This window comes from Bacteroidales bacterium (genome assembly GCA_018334875.1).
Lineage (GTDB): Bacteria > Bacteroidota > Bacteroidia > Bacteroidales > UBA12077 > JAGXLC01.
This window is the reverse complement of record JAGXLC010000393.1, coordinates 1-3772: the sequence shown is the minus strand read 5'-3', so window position 1 is coordinate 3772 and position 3772 is coordinate 1. Positions and strand designations below refer to the sequence as shown.

Here is a 3772-nt window from a genome sequence, read left to right as displayed (position 1 = left end):
CCGGGTGCTGGAACTCAAATACGACCTGGGACTGTTTGAGGATCCCTACCGTTATCTGGATGAACAACGGGAAAAAGAGATCATCCATTCCCGGGAGATGATGGATCATGCCCTGAAATCCGCCAAAAAGTCGGCAGTCCTGCTCAAAAATGAGGCGCATCAGGGAAGCAAGCTCCTGCCCCTTTCCAAAGATATCAACAGCATAGCCCTGATTGGTCCCCTGGCCGACAACCAGCGTGAATTGCTGGGTACCTGGCATGCCTCCGGCACCGACTCACTGGTGGTAACCGTTAAGCAGGGCCTGGAAAAAGAATTTCCCCGCACGGCCATCCGTTATGCCCATGGCTGTGATTTTACCGGCAATGACAAAAGTGGATTCGGTGAAGCACTTGCTGCCGCCATCCAGTCGGATGTGGTGGTGATGGCCATCGGTGAAAAACACACCCAAAGCGGTGAGGCAGCCAGCCGCGCCGACATCGGACTGCCCGGCGTTCAAAAGGAACTGGTGCAAAGGATCGTGGAAACAGGCAAACCGGTTATTGTCCTGGTGATGGCCGGTCGCCCCCTGACCATCCCCTGGCTGGACGAAAATGTGCCGGCCATACTTAACACCTGGCATCTGGGCACCCGCACCGGCGAGGCCATTGCCGATATCCTCTCCGGCGACACCAACCCCTCCGGGAAACTGACGGTTACCTTCCCCAAAGAAGTCGGCCAGGTCCCCATCTATTACAGCCACAAAAAGACCGGGCGCCCGTATAACCCGGAGGACAGCTATACCAGCCGTTACCTCGATGTTTCCAACGATCCCCTCTATCCCTTCGGATACGGATTAAGCTATACCACCTTCGAATACTCTGGTATGCAGGTGGATAAGGAAAAAATGGGCTTTGACCAAACCCTCAATGTATCGGTCAATGTAAAAAATACCGGGAAATACAAAGGGGAAGAGATCGTTCAGTTGTATACCCGCGACATGGTAGGAAGCGTAACACGACCTGTCAAGGAACTTAAAGGATTCCGGAAGATATCCCTGGAGCCCGGACAGGAAAAACGGGTGGCGTTCACCCTTACCCCCGATGACTTGAGGTTTTATACCGCAGACATGAGCTACCAGGCGGAAGCCGGCAAATTCAAAGTATTCGTTGGCAGCAGCTCGGCCGACGTGATGGAAAGTACATTCGAGTTGATCAAAGAATAAAGTAGTTTCATAGGATGCTCCCCAGAAAGAATGTATCGCACCAGGCAATACATTCTTTCTTTTGCCCGAAAATATTATTTAGGATGCTCTTCTATAGGTTTCTCCGGACATCTGGATTCTATTATGGAGATATACAGGTAAACAAGACGAACCTTTACACTCCCTTAAGAACTATGCTTTGCGAGAACCGGGGATTCAAGCAATCAATTAGGATGCCTCGGTTTTTGACCACCACCGGTCAACAGTAGAGAAGATCTCCCTTCTTAAATCAAGAATTTGCTTCATCATGAAAGGCCTTCTCTTCTGTAAGAGGTTATAGCGCCATTTGGCCATCAGTTTTTTCCAGCCTACATAATACCGGTAAGCCAGATAACCGGTCAATGGCAGGCTTACCAGGTAGCCAAGCGGTATCCAGGCTCCATTGGTGAAGGCTGCCACAGCGATGGTCTGTAGCACATAAAAAAGAGGAAAAAGGATCAAAGCCACCCCGTTCTTGATGGAGCTCCAAAACTGGGGATCCTTCACCTTTCTGGTAGGCAGGACAGGCAGAAAGAAAGGAAGGGCATTGTTGATCAGGCCATATAAAAAAACCGGAAGGAGAACCAGCATCATCGGAGCTTGTGCCAGTAGTTTCCACCACGCATAGTTTCTTCGGTTGAAAACCCAGGGCCGCAGCCTGATGCGATTCAATACCCATTGGTAACGCCTGACCTGACGGTCCAGGCGCGCCCCCTCTTCAGGATGAGCAGCACATTGTGCCTCGCATACCTGAATAAGCTTCTTATCCGCTTCGAGCTGGTCAGGCCGTTTCCTCAGCGAACCATTCATATGATCCTCCATCCTTACCCGGTAGATCTCCCTGAGCTGATTGATCGCATCGTGATGCTTCCTATCTGAGATTTGAATCATCACTTGCTGCAACTGACGGGCTATCACCTTTTTCAGGGCTATAAAAGCCCGCGATGGGCTCTCCTCATACATCGGCTTAAAAGGATCCACGGCAATGGGACGGCCAAACCGAACCACCAAGGTATGGCCAAACTTGTAGAAATCATCGTAATCCAGACCTACCGGTACAATCTGCAAACCCAGGGTGAAATCATTCTTCTCTTCAGCCTGGAAGGCAATGCGGCAAATACCCTTCTTCAAAGGCCGAAGTCTTCTATAGGCAGAGTGGTTGCCTTCAGGAAAGATCACCAGGCTCCTTTTTTGCCTGAGCACATCCCCTACCTTATTCAATATCCAGTCATTGTGCTGCAAACTCTCGTATCCGTCCCGGATGCGATAGATGGGCAGCAGCTTCAAAAAAGTCAATATGCGGGCAATGATAGGATTCCTGAAGATATCCGAACGCGCCAGAAAAACCGGCTGCCCAGGCAAAGCATAAAGCACCCCCAGTGCATCCATCAGGGCATTCTGGTGGTTGGGAGCAAAGATCACAGCTACGTCCCGGGGAATATTCTCCCGCCCCTGAATGTATATCTTCCGGAAATAGCCCCTGAAATTAAGATTTACAAAGGGTTTCAGAAGAGCGTAACCTGGATCCCACTTTTCAATGTTATGCTGTGCCATAGCTGCTACTCATTATGGATATGCCTGCGTGCATCGCGCAGAGGTTCTATTCACCCCACACCTGTCCTTAAAGATCCGCTTTGCGGCCGCTCCAGGAAAGCTTTCCATTTTTTTTATTCAGTGGTTTCCTTGACCATAGGCCTGCGATGCCCATACCAGCCACAATATGCCAAATGCCCCACCAGGCCGCTACAAAAGCCATACCTCCAAGACCATCGAACAATTTTGGATTGAAAATTAAAACCAAGGCCAAACCCGAGTTCTGAATGCCTGTTTCGATGGATATGGATCGCCGGTCAACACGGGGCAAACGGAAAAACGTGCTGATCGAAAAACCCGACAACAGAGCAATGGCATTATGGGCCAAAACAATCAGAAAAATCAAATGGATATATTTCAAAAAATAGTTGACGTTATTGGAAAAAGCCACCACCACAAAACCTGCAAAGATCAAGATGGAGACGATCTTGATCGGACGCTTGATCTGTGCCGTGATACGGGGAAACCGGCGGGCAAAAAAGACGCCTGCCACCATGGGTATGCCCAACAAAATGACCACCGTGCGCAACATATGCCAGGGATCGATCTCAATGGGCATGATCAGTTGCGAAGCTTTCTCATATAACCCTCCCCAGAAAGCAAAATTCGCAGGTGTCAGAAAGATAGAACCTAAGGTAGCTATACCGGTCAAGGAAACAGATAAGGCGGTATTGCCGCGCGCCAGGTTGGAGATAAAATTGGAGATATTGCCTCCCGGGCAGGAGGCTACCAGCAACATGCCCAGGGCTACACTGGGGGTTGGCTGAATAACCAGGATCAACAGAAATGTGACTCCCGGCAGAACCAGAAACTGAGAGAAAAAACCAACCAGCAGGGATTTAGGCTTCTTAAGAATATGCTTGAAGCTGCTCACATCAATCTCCAGGGCTACCCCAAACATAATGAAAGCAAGGGTGATATTCAGAATGAAAAGACCCGCCGGGCTGAAATTTAGTTGCA

General features: G+C 49.8%; 3 protein-coding genes. 1 reads left to right on the top strand and 2 read right to left on the bottom strand.

What is annotated here, in order from left to right; translation table 11 throughout:
- Positions 1-1201 (top strand): glycoside hydrolase family 3 C-terminal domain-containing protein (locus KGY70_18685; protein MBS3777229.1); only part of this gene is annotated, 1201 nt, incomplete at its 5' end.
- Between the two features lie 207 nt (positions 1202-1408).
- On the opposite strand, the gene KGY70_18680 is transcribed toward KGY70_18685, so the two are convergent.
- On the bottom strand, positions 1409-2773 hold the full coding sequence (locus KGY70_18680; GenBank protein ID MBS3777228.1) for a 1-acyl-sn-glycerol-3-phosphate acyltransferase: 1365 nt from the start codon (positions 2771-2773) through the stop codon (positions 1409-1411).
- A 67-nt stretch (positions 2774-2840) separates the two neighbouring features.
- The coding region (locus KGY70_18675; protein ID MBS3777227.1) for a bile acid:sodium symporter family protein at positions 2841-3772 on the bottom strand (932 nt) is incomplete at its 5' end.

What these genes read in the sequence shown, in the direction of transcription:
- KGY70_18680 (MBS3777228.1), bottom strand. Translation starts at nt 2,773, where the DNA reads ATGGCACAGCATAACATTGAAAAGTGGGATCCAGGTTACGCTCTTCTG.